The organism is Symbiobacterium terraclitae (genome assembly GCF_017874315.1).
Taxonomy (GTDB): Bacteria; Bacillota; Sulfobacillia; order Symbiobacteriales; family Symbiobacteriaceae; genus Symbiobacterium; species Symbiobacterium terraclitae.
This window is the reverse complement of sequence record NZ_JAGGLG010000011.1, coordinates 41,317-56,340: the sequence shown is the minus strand read 5'-3', so window position 1 is coordinate 56,340 and position 15,024 is coordinate 41,317. Positions and strand designations below refer to the sequence as shown.

Annotated in this window: 9 protein-coding genes; all 9 read right to left on the bottom strand. The window is 69.6% G+C overall.

Going from position 1 to position 15,024, the window contains the following annotated elements; all coding sequences use genetic code 11:
- Positions 1 to 999: 999 nt before the first annotated feature.
- The 9 genes from J2Z79_RS08210 to J2Z79_RS08170 all read right to left on the bottom strand — a co-directional run bounded on the left by J2Z79_RS08210 (position 1,000) and on the right by J2Z79_RS08170 (position 15,013).
- The gene (locus tag J2Z79_RS08210) at positions 1,000 to 3,207 is read right to left on the bottom strand and encodes a RelA/SpoT family protein (RefSeq protein ID WP_209466391.1); all 2,208 of its coding nucleotides are present in this window, start codon (positions 3,205 to 3,207) and stop codon (positions 1,000 to 1,002) included.
- A 23-nt stretch (positions 3,208 to 3,230) separates the two neighbouring features.
- Entirely contained in the window at positions 3,231 to 3,743 is a 513-nt protein-coding gene (locus J2Z79_RS08205) for an adenine phosphoribosyltransferase (RefSeq protein WP_209466390.1), read from the bottom strand.
- A gap of 29 nt (positions 3,744 to 3,772) precedes the next feature.
- The gene (gene recJ, locus J2Z79_RS08200; protein WP_209466389.1) at positions 3,773 to 6,409 is read right to left on the bottom strand and encodes a single-stranded-DNA-specific exonuclease RecJ; all 2,637 of its coding nucleotides are present in this window, start codon (positions 6,407 to 6,409) and stop codon (positions 3,773 to 3,775) included.
- Positions 6,410 to 6,551: 142 nt separating this feature from the next.
- The gene (locus J2Z79_RS19150) at positions 6,552 to 9,050 is read right to left on the bottom strand and encodes a VWA domain-containing protein (RefSeq protein ID WP_209466388.1); all 2,499 of its coding nucleotides are present in this window, start codon (positions 9,048 to 9,050) and stop codon (positions 6,552 to 6,554) included.
- Positions 9,047 to 10,555, bottom strand: coding sequence for a magnesium chelatase ATPase subunit I (locus J2Z79_RS08190; RefSeq protein ID WP_209466387.1), 1,509 nt, complete (start codon positions 10,553 to 10,555; stop codon positions 9,047 to 9,049). The genes J2Z79_RS19150 and J2Z79_RS08190 overlap by 4 nt, the downstream gene beginning before the upstream one ends.
- A gap of 207 nt (positions 10,556 to 10,762) precedes the next feature.
- The gene (locus J2Z79_RS08185) at positions 10,763 to 11,275 is read right to left on the bottom strand and encodes an NUDIX hydrolase (RefSeq protein ID WP_209466386.1); all 513 of its coding nucleotides are present in this window, start codon (positions 11,273 to 11,275) and stop codon (positions 10,763 to 10,765) included.
- A 734-nt stretch (positions 11,276 to 12,009) separates the two neighbouring features.
- Positions 12,010 to 12,939 carry a protein translocase subunit SecF gene (gene secF / locus J2Z79_RS08180; RefSeq protein ID WP_209466385.1) on the bottom strand — a complete coding sequence of 310 codons (930 nt, stop codon included), beginning with the start codon at positions 12,937 to 12,939 and terminating at the stop codon, positions 12,010 to 12,012.
- Entirely contained in the window at positions 12,940 to 14,190 is a 1,251-nt protein-coding gene (gene secD, locus J2Z79_RS08175; protein WP_209466384.1) for a protein translocase subunit SecD, read from the bottom strand.
- Positions 14,191 to 14,347: 157 nt separating this feature from the next.
- On the bottom strand, positions 14,348 to 15,013 hold the full coding sequence (locus J2Z79_RS08170; RefSeq protein ID WP_209466383.1) for an HD domain-containing protein: 666 nt from the start codon (positions 15,011 to 15,013) through the stop codon (positions 14,348 to 14,350).
- Positions 15,014 to 15,024 lie beyond the last annotated feature (11 nt).

The following is a 15,024-nucleotide window of genomic DNA, read 5'->3' as shown; positions in this document are numbered from 1 at the left end:
TGAAGGGCTGAACCGTTGAAGGAGGAACGAGGCCGCACCGGATACACCCCCTTCCAGCCGCATAGGGTCTGTTCGCACTCGCTGTTGATAGCCGTGACCAGTTTGCAGGCAGGACGTTCGCCGGTACTTACCAGCCTTCTCCCGGCACGACCGCCGCTCGCCGCCCCGTGTGTGGCCGCAACGCCACGAGCACACCGACCCGATAATGCCCGGAGACCACCCAGCCACACACCACCACCTCTGTGGACGAGCGGAAGGGGCCCAGGCACACTCCCAGTCCTATCCCCCATCAACACTTCGCACGAACAGACCGTAAAGCCCACCGATACCACCCCGGCCCCTTCGCCATCAACACTCAGCACGAACAGAGCCTAAGGCGCTCGGGCACCTCACCGGTCCCATCAGCCATCAACACTGAGTACGAACAGACCATAAGGCGCCCCGGTACTACCGCGGCCCCTTCGCCATCAACACTCAGCACGAACAGGGCCTAAGGCACTCGGACACCACCCCGGCCCCGTCCGCCATCAACACTCAGCTCGAACAGAGCCCAAGGCACTCGGACACCACCCCGATCCCGTCCGCCATCAACACTCAGTACGAACAGACCGTAAGGCGCCCCGGTACTACCCCGGCCCCGTCCGCCATCAACACTCAGTACGAACAGACCGTAAGGCGCCCCGGTACTACCCCGGCCCCGTCCGCCATCAACACTCAGTACGAACAGAACCTAAGGCGCCCAAGTACCACCCCGGCCCCTTCGCCATCAACACTCAGCACGAACAGACCGCAAGGCACTCGGACACCACCCCGATCCCGTCCGCCATCAACACTGAGTACGAACAGACCCTACGCAGCCCGGGAACCACTCCCGGGGAGCAGATGTGGGTGCACTCCCCAGCCCCCGATCACGCGAAAAAACCCCGCCTTACGGCAGGGTCAATGACACGCCAACGGGCCGCCGAGAAACGGACCGCCACAGCTGTGCCAACAAGCCCATCACGCCTGCTTGGCCCGGGCGGCCTTCCCCTTGCGCTCGTGGACGACACGCTCCACGTGCATCACGTCACGCACCTTGGCGATCTTCTGCATCACGTACTGCAGCTGCTGCGCATCCTTGATCTCCAGCACCAGGTCCAGCGTGGCGATCTTCGACTTGTTCGCCCGGCTGGAGGTGGAGAGCATGTTGATGCGGGCATCGGCGATGATGGAGACCACGTCCTTGAGAAGCCCGGAGCGGTCCAGGGCGGTCACCTGCACCTCGACCGGGCTGGCGGTCTGGTAGTTCTCCTCCCAGGCCACCTCGATCAGCCGGTCGGGGTCCTTGGCCAGGTCCTCCATGTTGGGGCAGTCCAGCCGGTGCACCGTCACGCCCCGGCCGCGGGTGACGAAGCCGATGATCGGGTCGCCCGGGACCGGCGTGCAGCACCGGGAGAGGCGGACGACCAGGTTGGAAACGCCCTTCACGCGGATGCCGTTGGAGGCCTTCCCGTAGCCCGACCAGTCCTTCTTCTCGATCTCGATGGGCGGCGGCGGCTCCTGGGCCCGCTTCTCCTTCTCGTACATCTCCCGCAGCCGGGAGACCACCGAGCCGGCGTTCAGCGAGCCGATGCCGATGGCGACGTAGAGGTCGTCGACATCCTTCACGCTCACCCGCTTGCAGACCTCAGCCATCCAGTCGTCCCGGAGCAGCTCGTGGGCCTCGATGCCGGTCTTCTGGACCTCGCCCTTGAGGATCTCCTTGCCCCGGGCCAGGTTCTCCTCCCGGCGCTCCCGCTTGAAGAACTGGCGGATCTTGTTCTTGGCCGAGGCGGTCTTGACGACCTTCAGCCAGTCGATGGACGGGCCGGGCGACTGCTTGGAGGTGAGGATCTCGACCACGTCGCCGTTCTTCAACGCCGTATCCAGCGGGGCGATCCGGCCGTTCACCTTCGCCCCCACGCACCGGTAACCGATGTCGGAGTGGACGGCGAAGGCGAAGTCCAGCGGCGTGCCGCCGGCCGGCAGGCTGTAGACGTGTCCCTTGGGCGAGAAGACGAAGACCTGATCGGAGAAGATGTCCACCTTCACCGACTCGACGAACTCCCGGGCATCGCGGATCTCCTGGTGCCACTCCAGGAGCGACCGCAGCCACTGGAGTTTCTTGTCGAACTCCTTGTCGGTCTTGCCTTCCTTGTACGCCCAGTGGGCCGCCACGCCGAACTCGGAGGTGCGGTGCATCTCGTAGGTGCGAATCTGGATCTCAAACGGCTCGCCGTGCGGCCCGATCACCGTCGTGTGCAGCGACTGGTACATGTTGGGCTTCGGCGTGGCGATATAGTCCTTGAACCGGAGCGGCAGGGGCTTCCAGTGGCTGTGGATGATGCCGAGGACGGCGTAGCAGTCCTTGACCTCTTCCACGATGATGCGGATCGCGATGAGGTCGTAGATCTGCGAGATGTCCTTGCCCTGCCGGTACATTTTCTTGTAGATGGAATAGAAGTGCTTCGGCCGGCCGGAGATGTCGGCCTTGATGCCCTCCTGCTCCAGCACGGTGCGCAGCTGGTCCATCAGGTCCTGCGTGATCGCCTGCCGCTCCTGCCGCTTGCGGGCCACCAGGTAGGTCATCTCCTGGTAACGGTCCGGCTCCAGGACGCGGAAGGACAGGTCCTCCAGCTCCCACTTGATCTCGCTCAGGCCCAGGCGGTGCGCCAGGGGGGCGTAGATGTCCATCGTCTCCTGGGCGATGCGCAACTGCGCCGAGGAGGACTGGTGCTTGAGCGTGCGCATGTTGTGGAGCCGGTCGGCCAGCTTGATGAGGATGACCCGCAGGTCCTTGGCCATCGCCAGAAACATCTTGCGCAGGTTTTCCACCTGCGCCTCGTCGCGGGATGTGAAGTTGAGCCGGTCCAGCTTGGAGACGCCGTCCACCAGCGTGGCGACCTCCTTGCCGAACCGCTGCTCCAACTCCGCGAAGGTGACCCCGCAGTCCTCCAGCACGTCGTGCAGGAGGGCGGCTGCCACCGATTCGGTGTCCAGCTCCAGCGACGCCACAATCTCCGCTACGGCCACCGGATGGGTAATATAGGGCTCGCCGGACTTGCGGCACTGACCGTCGTGCGCCTTCGCCGCAAACTCGAAGGCGTCCCGGATCAGGGCGACATCCGCGCTCGGGTGGTAAGCAAGCACTTTGTCAACCAGCGGCTGAATATCGATCACGGCTGTCACCCCCCCTTCCTCCGGACGGCGGCCTAGAACTGAATCAGCGAGAACACTTCGTGATCCTGGAGCCGCTTCCTGCCCCCGAGCTCGGTCAGCTCGATCAGGAAGGCCACGCCCACCACCCGGGCGCCCAGCGACTCCACGAGGTCGATCGTCGCCCGGATCGTGCCGCCCGTGGCCAGCAGGTCGTCAACGACCAGCACCTTCTGCCCGGGCTCGAAGGCGTCCTCATGTACTTCCAGCCTATCCTCGCCGTACTCAAGTTGATACGAGATGCCCCGGGTCTTGTAGGGCAGCTTGCCCGGCTTGCGGATGGGCACGAAGCCCGCATTCAGCCGGTACGCCATGGCGGACGCGAAGATGTACCCCCGGGCCTCGGGTCCGGTGACCATGTCAACACCCATCGGCTCGAAGTGGGAAGCCAGCGCCTCGATGGCCGCGTGGAACGCCTCCCGGTCCTTGAGCAGGGTCGTGATGTCCTTGAAGGAGATCCCGGGCTTAGGGAAGTCCGGCACCGTGCGGATCCGCGACTTGAAATCCATGAAAGTTAGCCTCCTCACACCTCATTATATTATATTGCTCGAACCGCCTGTGGCCAACCTTCCGTGCGCTGCACGGCCAGCGTCGTGCGCGCCGTCTGGCCCCGTCGATACCGCCGGCTGGACTCAAGATCAAACCGAACCCCGTCGGCCGGCGCCAGCAGCCGGCCGTCGCCGCTCACGAGACCGATCTCGGCGAAGACCGCCATCCCGCTCTCGAACCGCAGCCGGTTCCACGGGCCGGGGATCTCCCCCAGGCGGCGGGCCAGCCCGGCGGGTGTGGCGTCACCGCTGCGGAGCAGCCGGTACAGGTGCACCAGGACGTCCCGGTCCGGATAGGGCCAGCCCAGGGTCTCCTCGGCCAGCGCCCAGTCCTCCTCCCGCCAGAGCAGGTGGAGCCGCTCGGCAGGGTAGGATGCCGGTGCGTAGGGCGGGTGGTAGAGCACCACGTCGCTGTACGGCCCCCGCGGGACCTGGCCGTGGGCCGCGACCACCAGCCGGCCCCCGGGCGGCTCGGGCTCGCCCGGCAGCCAGAGGGACAGGCCCCGGCGCAGGTCGGGCAGCTCCCGTTCCGCCCGGTCGGCCAGGGCCATCGCCGTCCACGGGCTGGACGTGAGCACCAGCACGCGGGCCTCGGCCGGGCGGCAGAGGGCAGACAGGTAGGCGAGCACGGGATCGTCGACGTCGCCGGCCGCAGCCGCCTCCGAGCCGGGCGACGCCACGGTGGCCAGCTCGCCGCTCGCAACCGCATCCGAGCCGGGAGGCGCAGGCGCGGCCCGCTCACCGCTCACGGCCACCTCCGAGCCCGGTGACGCCATCGCCGCCAACACGCCGCTCAACCGCCCGTTCCGGGCGTCGATCACCTGTGACGGGCGCCGTACGGCCTCGCCGGCCCCGGTTGCTCCCGCCAGCGGGTCCCAGGCCAGGCAGTGGTCCTCGGTCAGCCGGAGCGGGCTGGCACCCGGGGCCGCCTTCAGGTCCTTCAGCATCAGCTGGACACGGGTGCGGCCCATGTAGGTGTTGAGCTCCGGCTGGTACGCCACGGCCAGGCGCTGCCCCCGCTGGGGCATCACCGCCGCCATGTTCCAGCCCACAGCCTCCACCGGTGCGCTCCCCGGGCCGCTGCCCTCGCCGCTGAGCATCAGCTTCAGGTGCTGCTGCTCCCGCCCGATCGGGCGGCCGTCGGCCACCCACACGCCGTCCGTGGCCAGGACGGGCGCCGGGTTGCCGATGCCGTAGGGCTCCAGGGCCATGAGCTCCTGGACCAGGCGCTCGTCCACCTCCTCCAGGGGCACGAAGGCGTCCACCCGCTGCTCGGGCACCAGGTCCTCCGGGCGCAGCCACTCCGCCGCCAGCCGGTTCAGGCGCCGGCGCAGTTCCCCCACCAGGGCGGCGCTGCGCAGCGACATCCCCGCCGCCGCGGCGTGCCCGCCGAACTTCGTGAACAGGTCGGACATCTGCAGCAGGGCCCGCTGGATGTGGAACCCGGGGATCGACCGGGCGGAGCCCCGCGCCTCGTCGCCGTCGATCGAGAGCAGGATCGTCGGCCGGTGGTAGACCTCCAGTACCCGCGAGGCGCAGATGCCCACCACGCCGTGGTGCCAGCCCTCCCCGGCCAGCACCAGGGCCCACTCCCGCTCCTCCGGCGGCAGGGCGGCCGCCTGCGCCAGGGCCTCCTCGAGGATCGCGGCCTCGGTTTCCTGGCGGGCCCGGTTCTCGGCGTCCAGCCGGCGGGCCAGCTCCTGCGCCCGGACCGGATCCTCGGTCAGCAGGAGCTCGACGGCCTCCGTGGCCACGCGCATGCGCCCCAGGGCGTTGATGCGGGGCGCAAGGGCGAAGCCCACGTGCCCGGCGGTGACCGGCGACCTGACGCCCGCCACCTCCATCAGGGCCCTGAGGCCCGGCCGGTGGGTGGCGCCCAGGCGGGAGAGACCCTCCCGCACGATGGCCCGGTTCTCGCCCACCAGGGGCATCAGGTCGGCGACCGTGCCCAGCGTGACGATGTCCAGCAGGTCCCAGACGTTGGGCGCCTCCAGGGCGAGGGCCAGCTTGAAGGCCACCCCCGCCCCGGCGAGCCCCTTGAACGGGTACGTGCAGTCGGGCCGCCGGGGGTTGACCAGCGCCGGCACGTCCGGCAGCACGGGGCCGGGCTCGTGGTGGTCGGTCACCACCAGCGTCATGCCCAGCTCCCGGGCCAGCTCGGCCTCGGCGACGGCGGAGACCCCCGTGTCGACCGTGACCACGAAGTCGTGGCCCCGGCTGCGCAGCGCCCGCAGCGCATCGGCGTTCAGCCCGTATCCCTCGGTGAACCGGTCAGGAATGTAGTACTCCACCTGCGCGCCCAGCGCGCGCAGGGCGGTGACCATTGTGGCCGTGGCGGTGACCCCGTCGGCGTCGTAGTCGCCGTAGATCAGGATCGGCCCGCCCGCGGCGAGGCGCGCCCGGATCAGGGCCACGGCCTCCCGCATGCCCTTGAGGCGGAAGGGGTCGAGGATCTGGCTCCGGCCGGCCGCCAGGAACTCCCGGGCCTGCTCCGGCGTGCGCAGCCCCCGGTTGACCAGCACCTGCGCGGTGACCGGCGATATGGAGAGCGCCCGCGAGAGGAGGTAACAGCCGGCAGGGTCAGCCAGTTCCGGCCGCCATCGCTTCGGTCGGTAGGGTCGTGCCATCCCGTTTCACTCCCAAGACCACGTGCTGCCCCCCGGCAGCGGACGCTGGCGGGGGGCTGGGATGCGCGATAGACCCTGATGTTTTCGAGGATCGGGCGGTCAATCCCTGCCATCGTCACCAAGATTCGCGGGCCCGCCCGGCTCATCGGACCCGCGGTGCGAGCTTCAGCCGCTCGCGGTGTGCGATGGTGATCAGCGACTCCTCGGAGAGCTCTTCGACCACGTGCAGCGTTCCGCCGGCCTCGCGCGTCAGCTGCTCCAGGTAGCGGCGCGAGGGCTGAAGGCCGATGCAGCCGAACGGGATCCGGCCGGCCCGCAGGTGCCTGGCGGCCTCGAGGGCGTCGGCCAGCGGGTCGGCGGACCACTTGGGCACGGTGGGGATGCCGTCGGTGATCAGCAGGAGCAGCGGCCGCCGCACCCGTGAGCTGTTGATCAGCTCCATCGACCGGCTGAGGCCGTGGGCCAGCGGCGTGAGGCCCAGCGGCTGGATGCGGGAGAGGCCCTCCTCGACGACGCCGTAGTCGCGGGTGAAGGGCACGTAGACCCGCACGTCCCGCTCCTGGAAGGCGATGACGGCGATGCGGTCGCGGGTGGAGACCAGCAGGTGCCGGGCCAGGTGCTTGGCGGCCATGATGCGCCGTCCGGCCATGGACGCGCTGGCGTCGATGAGCAGGCAGATGTGCAGCGGGTGCTCGGACGCCCGCAGGTTCACGTGGATGTCCCTGCGGTCCAGTCGCAGCCGAGCGGGCCCGGTACCGGCGGAGGCCCCCGCCGCAATGCGCTCCAGGTACGTGCGGCGGATCGCGGCCGTGACGGTCTCGGGCACCGCCACGTCGTTCAGCCAGGCGCCGGGCTGCGCCGGGGCAGTCCCCCGCACCTGTCCGTAGCGCACGTCGGGGGAGGGCGCACCCCGCCCGGGCCGCCGGGCGTTCAGGCGGGAGAGCCCGCGCCCCGGGATGCGGCGGATCAGCTTCCGGAAGCGCAGCTTCACGTCCCGCAGGTGGCTGCGCAGGAAGGCCAGCAGTTCCCTGCCCTCCGGCGTCAGCCGCATGCCCCTGACCTCCCGCCGGACCAGCCCCGCCTCCTCCAGCTGCCGCAGCACGAACGGCGCCTGGTTCCCGCCGCCCGAGTAAAGCGCCGCCCATCCCTGCTCCCGCGCCAGGTCCTCGAGGACGCGCTTCAACTCGTCCGGCGAGCCAATCCGGCGGGAGAGGTCCAGCGCCGCCAGCATGCGCTGCGCCTCCTGCGTAGCGCGCTCCCGGTACGCCTCGTGCTCCAGCGTCCGGGACGCCTCGTGCTCCAGCGTCCGGGACGCCTCGTGCTCCAGCGCCCGCTGCGCCTCGTCGGTCAGCGTCCGGTACGCAGCGTGCTCCAGCGCCCGCTGCACGTCGTGGCCGTCCCGCGCCGGGTGCCCAGACTGCGTCGCCGAGCGCCATCCCGCCTCGCCGGAGACCCACGACGCTGTCCAGTCCCGCTCAGGGGCTGGCCGCGCCACCAGTTGCTCCTCTCCGCCCGCCCCGGCATGCGCCTGCCGCAGGGTCGCTCCCCGCCGCGCTTCCGGCGCGACCGGAACTCGCCCCGCCTGGGGCCCGCGTGGCGCCAGCCCGTCCCCGCACGGGCCGGAGATCGGCTGCTCGGTAGGCCCGTCGGGCGCCGGCTGCGCGCCGAGCCCGGCCGGCGATGGTTCCACCCAGGGTCCGGCCCGCGTCGGCACCGCCCCGTGTCCGGACGACGCTGGTTCCACTCTGTGGCCGGCCGGCGCCGGTTCCGCCCTGTGACCGGCCGGCGTCGATTCCGCCCCGCTTCCGGCCGGCGCCGGTTCCGCACCACCTCCGGGCAGCGTCGGCGGCGCCCCGTCCGCGGTCGGTTGCGCTCCCTGCCCCGAAACCGCAGTCCGGGAATCCGGCGGGGCACCGCCGCGGGCCCGGGACCCGGCGCCGTACCCGGTGAGCGACGCCCCGTCCGGATGGCCGGCGGGCCTGAGCCGTCCGAGGGCGCCGGCGGCCCGGCCGATGTAGGAGTCGAGGTTGTCGCCGTAGTAGCGGCTCAGGTCCGAGTTGTCGCCGGACCGCACGCCGCCGCGCCTGTGCGCCAGGCGCTCGATGCACCTGAGTTCCACGCCCTGGGCCAGGATCGCCCCCTCCACGGCGGCGACGATCCGCCAGGCGAGGGCCAGGTGCTCGTCCGGCAGGAGCACCGCCAGGTGGACGTGGTTCCGGTGCGCTGCCATCGCGGAAGGGTTGACCATGCGGTCCAGTCCGCTGGTGATGCGCCCGCCGCCGGTCGCCGTGCCGAGGTCGACGTAATCCATCAGCTGGGCGCCGGGCCTCGCACCCCTGGGTGCCGGGAGCCCCTCCAGCGCCCTGCGCACGGCCGCAGCCACGGCCCGGTGGTCCACGTTCGCCACGTCGTGGAAGACGTCGATGTGGACGACCAGCCCCGGCTCGGCCAGGCCGTAAGCAGCCCGGCCGAAGTCGACGTCGCTGAGGATCACCACCCGGCCCGGGTCGTGATACTCCACCACGTGCAGGCGGCGGCTCACCACCGCGGCCTCTCCCAGCCGGACCCCTCGCCCGGCGGCCAGGGCGCGCCGGAGTTTCTCGTCCCAGGCGAGGGCCTGCCTGCTCCCGGCGCCGGTCACAGGCGTCCCAGCTCCTCTTCGGTGCGGACCCACTCCTCGGCGCGCAGCGCCGTGATCGGCCTGGCCCGCAGGGGCGGCGCCTGCGGCGGCAGCTGCGCCGGGTCGGGCAGCGCCCGGCTGAAGCCCAGGTGCGACAGCGCCCGGCGCAACCAGGACGCACCGTCGGCGAGCCGGCCGCCGCCGACATGTCGTCCAGCACCCGCGTGAGCCCCTGCACCTGCGGCCCGTGCAGAGGCCGCCGCACTGGCGCTGCGCTCTTCGGTCGTCCCTGACCCCGCCGCGGCCCGCCCGGCGATCCCCTCGGCCAGCTCCGCCCCGGATGACACTGCCTCCTCCGGAGCCCGCCCGGCGGGCGCTGGCCGGGACTCCGCCAGCACCCCGCCGAACGAGACGCCCTGGGACTGGGACTGGGACCGGGTCCAGGTCCGGGACTGCACGTCCACGGGCGCCGGCACCTCGGCGGGCTCCGGGCCGGCCGCCAGGTGGCTGGTGATGCGTCTGAGAGTCTCGGGATCGACGCGGTGGCGCAGGGCCATCGGCGCCACCCGCAGCAGGTCGGCGTGCTGCGCCTCCTTGCGGTTGTCCAGGCAGGCAGCCAGCTGCAGGCAGGTCTGGATGGCCTGCACCGCCCGGAGCGACTCCAGCTCGAACTTGCTGTACAGGGCGGCGACCTCCCTGCGCAGGGCCGGCGGGACCTGCACCTTGCGCAGCTCGGCCAGGCGCAGGGACACCCGGGTGCGCCAGAGCTCCGCCTGCGTCTCGGCGATGCCCGGCAGGGCCGGGCCGGGCGACTCCATGGCGGCCAGGATCTGCTCGACCACTCCCGGGTCGCCGGGCCGGTCGGTGTAGATGGCGAGGTCGAAGCGGTCGCTCAGCTGCCGCCGGATCTCCTCCAGCGGGCCGGGGTCCTCGTCCGGGTTCGAGGCCGCCCAGACCGACACCAGCACCGGCAGCTCCACCGGGGGCAGGCCCGTCTCCTCGATCTGGACGCGGCCGGGCTTGGTGCCCATCACGTCCAGCAGCACGTCGGCCAGCTCGGGCGAGGTCTCCGCCAGCCGGTTGATCTCGTCCACGAAGATGATGCCCCGGTGGGCCTGGGGGATCGTGCCGGGCAGCAGCGCCGCCTCGGGCTCGGTGGCCCGCACGAGCCTGCTGAGGTCGATGGAGCCCACCACGGTGCCGATCTTGGCGGCGTGCGAGATCTCCAGGAAGGGCATGGGCACCCGCTCCTCGCCCAGCGCGGCGACCTCCGCCGGGCTGAGCCCCCGGTGCTCGGGGCAGTGCGGCGCTGCCGGGTCGCAGTTGTACAGGCAGCCCCGGATCCGCCGGATGCGCGGCAGGATCCGCCGCACCCGCCGCATGATGGTCGTCTTCCCGGTGCCCCGGAGCCCCTCCGCGTGGATGTGCAGCGGCCGGCCGGCCAGGGTCGAGAGAATGGACATTTCTACAGCCTGGAAGAGCCCGTCGTTGCCGGGATGCCGCACCAGGCCGAGGACAGATTCCATGGTATACCCCCCGAACGTCGCAGCGATTAGAAGTAGTGTAACCAAACCCTGGCAGGAAACTCGCTCGGGGCTTGTCAACCGCGCCGGTTTTTTGCTCGACAACCGCGGACCCCGTCGTCGCCGCCCGAACTGGGCGCCCGCGAAGCATGTCGAAGGGGCGCCCTGAGGAGGGCGCCCCGTGTTGTGCACGCTGTCGAATCTGCTCGTTCATGCCCCGCCGCGCTCCGCCGGTCCCAGCCCGCCGAAGAGCAGGTCGCCCCAGCGCAGCAGCGCGATGATCGAGCGGGCGTCGCTGATCTGGCCCGTCCGGATCGCCTCGATCGCCTCGGCGTAGCTCAGGAACTCCACCGACAGCTCCTCCGACTCGTCGTAGCTCATCTTGCCGGGGACCAGCTGCTCGCTGACGAAGCAGTAGACCTCCTCCGAGGAGTAACCGGGGGCGGGGAAGAAGCGCGCGATCAGCTCCGGGTTCTTCGGCCGGTACCCGGTCTCCGCCTCCATCTCCCGCCGGGCGGCGTCCGCAGGCGCTTCCCCCGGGCGGATGCGTCCGCCCGGCAGCTCGAGGCTGGTCCGGCCCATGCCGGGCCGGTGCTGCCGCACGAGGATGATCTTGTCTTCCGTGGTCAGCCCCAGGATACAGACCGACCCCGGGTGCTGCACCACATCCCGGACGAACTCCTTGCCCCGCACCGTCACCGTAACCGGACGAATCTCGTACATACGCCGCACCCCTTCACTTCGCTCTCGGATATTCTCCCCAGGGGGCGTTTCTTCGCCAGCAGGGCGGGCGATCCTTCCAGCCCCGGGAGGACTGGCGCGATCGTTCCGGCCGGAGGTGGATGGACCCCGGCAGCCTTATGCTCTGCCCGTGTCGAGTGTCAACGCCGGCCAGAGGAGAGTGGTGCCCGGGAGCGTTGGGCTCTGCTCCTCCTGAGTCCTGCTGTCGTCCAGACGAGGATGATGCGCCGGATGTACCTGGCGAAGTCTGTCAGCGATGTCTGGGCATTTGGCGAGCCAGGGGCCCCCCCGCTGACGATCAACAGGGACTGAGATCAGAGCATACGCGCCTGAGGTGACCTGAGGGTCCGGGTCCCTCCCCACCACCACCCCGTCCGCCATCAACAGTCGCTGCGAACAGAGTGTACGCGCCGGAAGTGACGGGGGTCAGGGTCCCGCCACCCCGCCGCCCCGACGGCGATCAACAGTCGATGCGAACAGAGCGTACGCGCCGGAAGTGACGGGGGTCAGGGTCCCGCCACCCCGCCGCCCCGACGGCGATCAACAGTCGCTGCGAACAGACCCTACGCGCCGGGACCGGGCGGGCCGGGGGGGCGGGAGCCCTCACGTCGGGGGCAGGCAACCGAGCCGCGTCGAACCCGCACCCGCACAAACAACGCCAAGAGCGGCACCCCGCACCAAGTGCGGGGTGCCGCTGACGTTTCTCCCGAAAAACCCTACGCCTTCGCCGGCTTGGCCTTGGCCGGGCCGGGGTGCCGGCCGTCGTGGTTGCGCTCCCACAGGTACCAGAGCGCGGCCGCGACGACGATCGAGGAGTAGGTGCCGGCGAGGGTGCCCACCAGCAGCGTCAGGGCGAAGTCGAGGATGGTCGAGCCGCCCAGGACGATCATCGCCACGAGCATCAGGATCACCGACACACCGGTGTAGATCGAGCGGGTGATGACCTCCTGGATCGACCGGGTGGCCATCTCCTCGAAGGACTCGCCCTTCTGCCGGTTGTGCAGGTTCTCCCGCAGGCGGTCCATCACCACGACGGTGTCGTTCATCGAGTAACCGAGTACGGTGAGCGCCGCCGCCACGAAGTTGGAGTTGATCTCCACCTGGAGCAGCGAGAGCACGCCGGCGGTGATGATCACGTCATGCACCAGGGCGAGCACGGCCGTGACGCCCATCCGGAACTGGAAGCGGATGCTGATGTAGATCACCTGCAGCACCAGGGCGATGCCGATGGCCAGCAGCGCCTTCTGCGTCAGCTCCGAGGAGACCGTGGCCGAGACCGCGTCCTCGCTGATGACCTCATAGCTGCCCAGGTGGAGCAGGTTCTTGAACAGGCTGTCCTTCTGATCGTCAGTCAGCTCGGGGGTGCGCACCAGGAACTCGGTGGCCTCGGGGTTCTCCGCGCCCCGGACCTCCACCTGCTGGATCTGCGCGTCGATGCCGGTCGCCTGCATGATGACGGTGCGCACCTGCTCGGTGCTCACGGTCTTCTCGAACTGGATGTCCAGCAGCAGGCCGCCGGAGAAGTCGATGCCCCGGTTGAGCCCCAGGGTGACCAGGGAGCCGAGGGAGATCAGGACGGTGACCAGCGCGAAGATCAGGTAGTGCTTCGCGTACCGCATGTAGCGGATCCGGGTAAGGAAGCCCATTTACTCGGCCACCTCCTTCACGCCGAACAGCGTGCGCTTGTTGAACCAGCCGGTGTTCACAGCCAGCTTGATCAGCCAGCGGGAGAAGGTGACCGCCGTGAACATCGAGAGCACGGTGCCGACGAAGAGCGTCACGGCGAAGCCCCGCACCGGACCGGTGCCCAGGTACCAGAGGATCGCCGCGGCGATGGCGGTGGTCACCTGGGAGTCCAGCACCGTCACGTACGCCCGGTGGAAGCCGGCGTCGATGCCGGAGCGGAGCCCCTTGCCCTTGCGCAGCTCCTCCTTGATGCGCTCGAAGATGATGACGTTGCCGTCCACCGCCATGCCGATGCCCAGCAGCACGCCGGCGATGCCGGGCAGGGTGAAGACGTTGCCGATGGCCAGCAGCACGATCATGTTGAGGATGGCGTAGACGCCCAGCGCGACGTCCGCCAGGAAGCCCGGGATGCGGTAGAGCAGCATCATGAACAGCAGCACGCCGATCATGCCGATCGCGCCCGCCCGGAGCGACTTGGCGATGGAGTCGGCGCCCAGGGTGGCGCTGACCATCCGGGCCTCGACCTCCACCAGCTTGATGGGCAGTGCGCCGCCGTTGATCAGGGTCGCCAGCTGGCTGGCCTCCTCGACGGTGAAGTTGCCGGTGATGGTGGCCTCGCCGCCCGGAATCGGCTCGTTGACCACCGGCCAGGAGATCAGGTCCTCGTCCAGCATGATGTAGATCGGCTGGCCGACCCACTTGGAGGTGGCCTCATAGAACTTCTGCGGCCCTTCGCCCTTGAGCTTGAGCGTCACGATAAAGCCGGCCCCGGTGGGGTTCTGGGCCACGCCCGCCTTCTCGACGTCCTTGCCGGTCAGCACCTCGTTCCCCTCCGGGTCCAGGAACCGGAGCGCCGCGGTCTTGCCGATGGTCTCCCGGGCCTCGTCGATATCCGCCGCGCCGGCGATCTCGACGATGATCCGGTTCTTGCCGTCCACCTGCACCAGCGGCTCGGAGACGCCGAGGGCGTTGATGCGGTTCTCAATGACCGCCTTGGCGGCCTGCACCTTCTCGGGGGTGACCGCGCCCAGTTCCGAGTCGACGCCCTCGAGCACGATGTGCGCGCCGCCCTTCAGGTCGAGGCCCAGCTTCATGTGCTTCATGATCCGAGCAGAGCCCGTATCCGGGGCCGGAGACAGATAGAACCCGATGGTGCCGCCGACGAGCACCACGATCAAGGCCAGAACCAGTGCGTTCCAGCCGCCCTTCATGGCCCGTCCTCCTCGATGTGGAATAGCTGAGTCGCAAAGCAAAAGGAGGCAGCGCCTCCAACCTTGTCAGGAATACGCCGGGGCTTAAACCGTTCCTGCTGGCAACATATTCAATTGTACGGCCCGTCCAGCGCGACGTCAAAGGGAAAACGCCGTGCTACAGCAGGCGATTCTCGTTGATGACCAGCTCGAACCGGCAGCCCAGGAGTTCTGCGGCCCGGCGGCACATGATCATCCGGGTGAGGAAAATCTCGAAGTACTCCATGATCGCGATGATCGACGTGTCCACGACCAGGCTGAGCCGGATCACCTTCTGGTCGTGGAAGGCGTGCAGCTCGCTGCTGGTCACCGCGTAGTTCACCCGGTCGTGGATGTCGAAGGTGGCCACATCCCGGTTGTAGACCCGTGTGCGGTGCACGTCGGACTTGTCCGCGAGGATGAGCGCCGCGGAGACGTCGTGGACCGGGTTGCCCACCTCCTCCTCGTGGTTGCCGATGGCCGACATGACGATGGCGATCTCGTCCGGTGGCATGCCCATCCGGCTCAGGATGCTGTGCGCCAGCAGGGCGCTGGTCTGCCCGTGATCGTGGCGGTTGACGATGTTGCCGATGTCGTGCAGCAGCGCCGCGATCCCCGCCAGCTCCCGCATGCGCTCGGGACGCTCCAGCTCGGCCATCAGCCCCATGGCCCGCTGCGCCACCAGCCCCACGTGCCTGAGGCCGTGCTCGGTGAAGCCGATGGCCGACAGCATCTCGTTGGCCTTCACGATGTAGGCATGCACCTCGGGATCCCGCCTGACCTGCTCAAAGGTTACGACTGCCAACAGGGCTTCCT